This is a genomic window from Pantoea sp. Pa-EAmG (assembly GCF_030024295.1).
Taxonomy (GTDB): domain Bacteria; phylum Pseudomonadota; class Gammaproteobacteria; order Enterobacterales; family Enterobacteriaceae; genus Pantoea; species Pantoea dispersa.
The window spans coordinates 1-3,860 of record NZ_JASEWO010000275.1 but is presented as its reverse complement, the minus strand read 5'-3'; the positions used below and the strand labels follow the sequence as shown (position 1 = coordinate 3,860).

The following is a 3,860-nucleotide window of genomic DNA, read 5'->3' as shown; positions in this document are numbered from 1 at the left end:
GCTTTGCGCGGATCGACCTCAGCCGCTGGCGTTTCCGCTGCCGGCTCAGCGTCGGCCGGCGTCTGCGCCGCCGCCGCTTTCTTCGCTTTGGCGCGGGCGATAGCGGCTTCAACCGCCGCTTTGCGCGGATCGCTTTCTGCGGTCGTGGTGTCAGCGGCTGGCTGTGCCGGCGCGGCCACTTTTTTCGCTTTAGCACGCGCAATGGCGGCTTCCACGGCGGCCTTGCGCGGGTCAATGGCCTGGCGGCTTAGCGGTTCGGTTTCAGCCTGCTTCTCGGCCTGCTGCGCCAGCGCCTGGGCATGGCGCGCTTCACGTTCGGCGGCTTCCTGTTCCGGCGTTTTGGCCTGACGCGCTTTCACGCGCCCGGTTGCCGCTTCCAGCTCGGCTTTATCGCTGCGCGCAACCCGCTGTTTGGCCTGCTCGTGGCGCGCTTCCCGCGCCAGTTTTTCCCGCTCAAGGCGTGCCTGACGCGCTTCAAAGCGTGCTTTGGCTTCGGCGGTGCGTTTGGCCTCCAGATCGATGGCGCGCAGTTCGGCTTTTTCCTGACGGTAATACTGCACCAGCGGAATATTGCTGGGACAGACATACGCACAGGCACCGCACTCAATGCAGTCATCAATGTGATGGGCGCGCGCTTTGTCATGATCGCCACCCTGACTGTACCAGTACAGCTGCTGCGGCAGCAGTTTTGCCGGGCAGGCGTCAGCGCAGGCGCTGCAACGGATGCAGGACTGTTCTTCCTGTGGTTGCCCCATCTCGCTGGCCGACGGTGCCAGAATACAGTTGGTGATCTTCACCACCGGCACGTTGAGGGACGGCAGGGTAAAGCCCATCAGCGGCCCGCCCATGATCACCATCTGGCGCGCGCCCGGCGTGAAACCGACCTGTTGCAACAGATGGCTTACCGGGGTACCGAGACGGCCCCAGACATTACGTGGCCGGGCAATGGCCTCGCCGGTCAGCGTCACCACGCGTTCCGTAATCGGTTCGCCATCGACAATGGCGCGCTTCACCGCCCAGGCGGTGCCGACGTTCTGCATCAGCACGCCAATGTCGGTGGAGCGTCCGCCGTGCGGCACTTCCCGCCCGGTGAGAATTTTGGTCAGCTGTTTGGCACCGCCGGAAGGGTATTTGGTTGGGATCACCCGCAGCTGCAACTCGCGGTCACCGGCCAGCGCCTGTTTCAGCGCGGCAATCGCCTCCGGCTTATTATCTTCAATGCCAATCAGCACGCGTTCCGCCTGCAGCACCCAGGCGAGGATGCGGCAGCCTTCCAGCACTTCCGCCGCACAATCCTGCATCAGGCGATCGTCCGCCGTGATGTAAGGTTCGCACTCGGCGGCGTTGATGATCAGCGTGTTGACGCCGCGCAGTCCGCCGCGCAGTTTGGTGGCGGTCGGGAAGCCCGCGCCGCCGAGGCCCGCAATACCGGCATCGTGGATGCGTTTCACTACCGCGTCCCGACCCAGCGCGCGATAGTCCGGCTGCGGATCGAGCGGCATCCAGCGGTCTTCGCCATCGGCGCGCAGGAAAACGCATAGCTCGGACAGGCCGGAAGGGTGTGCGGTCATGTGTGGCGCGATGGCTTCAATGGTGCCGGAAGTGGGCGCGTGCACCGGTAGCATCCGGCCGCTGCCAAAGGTCAGCGGCTGGCCGCGCAGCACCTTATCGCCCGGCGCGACACAGATTTCGCCTTCGTGGCCAATATGCTGTTTCAACGGAATGATGAACTGCTCAGGCAGCGGGAGCTGGCTGAGCGGCGTGCCGCTGGACTGGGTTTTCATTTCCGGCGGGTGAATGCCGCCTTCGAAATCCCACAGCTTGTCTTTGCGCAGCAGTGATAACAGATTAAGCATGATGTTCTACCGGGATCACCCGTACAGGTATGGTGTCAAGATCCCACTTCCAGTTGGCCGTGGTGGTGGCAACCGGACGCATCTCAATGCAGTCGGTCGGGCAGGGCGCGACGCACAGGTCGCAGCCGGTGCAGACATCGCTCAGCACGGTATGCATGGCGCGCGTGGCACCGACGATGGCGTCAACCGGGCAGGCCTGAATACATTTGGTGCAGCCAATGCAGTTGGCTTCGTCAATCCACGCCACGGTGCGCACCGGCGTCAGCACCTCCGCGCCGCCATCCAGCGGCTGCGGTTCAACGTTAAGCAGCTCGGCCAGCTTCAGCATGGTCTGTTCGCCGCCCGGCGCACATTTGTTAATGGCCTCACCGTTATTGCCCACCGCATCGGCGTACGGACGGCAGCCGGGATAGCCACACTGGCCGCACTGGCTCTGCGGCAGAATCGCATCGATCTGCTCAACAATCGGGTCTTCTTCTACTTCAAAGCGGCGCGAGGCGTAGCCCAGCAGGGCACCAAACACCAGTGCCAGCGCCGCCAGAACAGCAATAGCAATCCAAATCGCGGTCATATCAGAATTTCACCAGACCGGTAAAGCCCATGAACGCCAGCGCCATCAGGCCAGCGGTGATCAGGGCGATGGAGTTTCCTTTGAACGGTGCCGGCACGTTGGCCAGCACCAGACGTTCACGCATGCCAGCGAACAGCACCATCACTAGCGAAAAGCCGAGTGACGCACTGAAGCCGTACAGCGCCGCCTGCAGGAACGTGTGGTTGAGGTTGACGCTCAGCAGCGGCACGCCCAGCACCGCGCAGTTGGTGGTGATCAGCGGCAAAAAGATACCGAGCAGGCGATACAGCGACGGGCTGGTTTTACGCACCACCATTTCGGTGAACTGCACCACTACCGCAATCACCAGGATATAGGCCATGGTACGCAGGTACACCAGATCGAGCGGCAGCAGAATCAGGTGATTCACCAGCCAGGCGCAAATCGACGCCAGCGTAATGACGAACGTGGTGGCAAGTCCCATGCCAATGGCCGTTTCCAGTTTTTTTGACACGCCCATAAAAGGGCAAAGGCCGAGGAATTTGACCAACACGAAGTTGTTCACCAGCACTGTGCCAATAAAGAGCAGTAAGTAATCGGTCATTTTTTAACCTGGGAAGCCGAAAGGCGTTTATTATCCGGAATTGAGAGGTGCATCTCAACCTTTGCGCGATTCGTGCGCTGGCTGAGAGCACTCAGAATTAAATTCCTGACGAAAAGAGCGTCATCAGGGCTGAATAAAGGTCTGTTTTACCCGCTGTGAGCGTTTGAAGTAGGGCACAAAGACTGCCGCCGAGAGCAGGGCCAGCAGCAGCGTCTGGATCGCTTTCCCATCGGCCACCGGCGTAAAAGCGAAGGTTTTCAGCGCCAGCAATACGGTCATCAGCAGCCAGAGAATGTAGTGACGTGGCAGACGGCGCGAGCGCTGACAAAAGATCCAGCACACCCAGATGCTGTACAGCCACACCGCGGCGGCGGTGAGTAAGGACACCAGCCACTGCGTCATTAAAATACTGGCGTGAGAAAACAGCGTGGTGCGCAGTTCCGTGTCAAACAGCGGCCGCAGATAGAGCGCCACCACCAGCGCGCTGGTCAGCATCGTCATAATCAGCCAGGCCAGCGGCAGCAGCAGCCAGCCGGCAATACGCGGCGGGTTTACCGATTCGGACATGTTGTTCATCCTGATGTAAGAAAAAAGACGAGGCAGAGCGTACCATGTCCAAACGGGTCACGCCCGATTCGGACAGCGCACCAGGGGCAGAAACAGAGATAAGCGCGCTTTACACCACGTAGCGCCAGACGGATTTCGGCACACAGCCGAGGTCATACAGACGGCCACCTGAGGCGAGTTCAGCACGGCGGTGATCGGCGGCGCGGTACATATTGATGATCTCGTTATCATCAGTGAGCGAATAATTGAGGTGATCGTAGAGTTTTTCCAGACTCTCAAGATT

At 60.6% G+C, this 3,860-nt stretch carries 5 protein-coding genes; all 5 read right to left on the bottom strand.

The genetic code is table 11. The features are described from left to right. Window positions 1–1,856 (bottom strand): electron transport complex subunit RsxC (rsxC, locus tag QMM04_RS21470; protein WP_282996984.1); only part of this gene is annotated, 1,856 nt, incomplete at its 3' end. Then, the gene (gene rsxB, locus QMM04_RS21465) at window positions 1,849–2,427 is read right to left on the bottom strand and encodes an electron transport complex subunit RsxB (protein ID WP_021506189.1); all 579 of its coding nucleotides are present in this window, start codon (window positions 2,425–2,427) and stop codon (window positions 1,849–1,851) included. The genes rsxC and rsxB, both read right to left, overlap by 8 nt. Before the next feature lies 1 nt (window position 2,428). Then, window positions 2,429–3,010: an electron transport complex subunit RsxA gene (gene rsxA, locus QMM04_RS21460; RefSeq protein ID WP_010618951.1), complete on the bottom strand. Its 582-nt coding sequence runs from the start codon at window positions 3,008–3,010 to the stop codon at window positions 2,429–2,431. A gap of 123 nt (window positions 3,011–3,133) precedes the next feature. Further along, window positions 3,134–3,577: a DUF2569 domain-containing protein gene (locus QMM04_RS21455; protein ID WP_058758460.1), complete on the bottom strand. Its 444-nt coding sequence runs from the start codon at window positions 3,575–3,577 to the stop codon at window positions 3,134–3,136. Between the two features lie 109 nt (window positions 3,578–3,686). Further along, window positions 3,687–3,860: transcription modulator YdgT (gene ydgT, locus QMM04_RS21450; RefSeq protein ID WP_282996985.1), on the bottom strand; the 174-nt coding region annotated here is incomplete at its 5' end.

Excerpts from the sequence above, each read along its gene's own strand:
- rsxA (WP_010618951.1), bottom strand. The coding sequence starts at position 3,010 with ATGACCGATTACTTACTGCTCTTTATTGGCACAGTGCTGGTGAACAAC.
- QMM04_RS21455 (WP_058758460.1), bottom strand. The coding sequence starts at position 3,577 with ATGTCCGAATCGGTAAACCCGCCGCGTATTGCCGGCTGGCTGCTGCTG.
- rsxB (WP_021506189.1), bottom strand. The coding sequence starts at position 2,427 with ATGACCGCGATTTGGATTGCTATTGCTGTTCTGGCGGCGCTGGCACTG.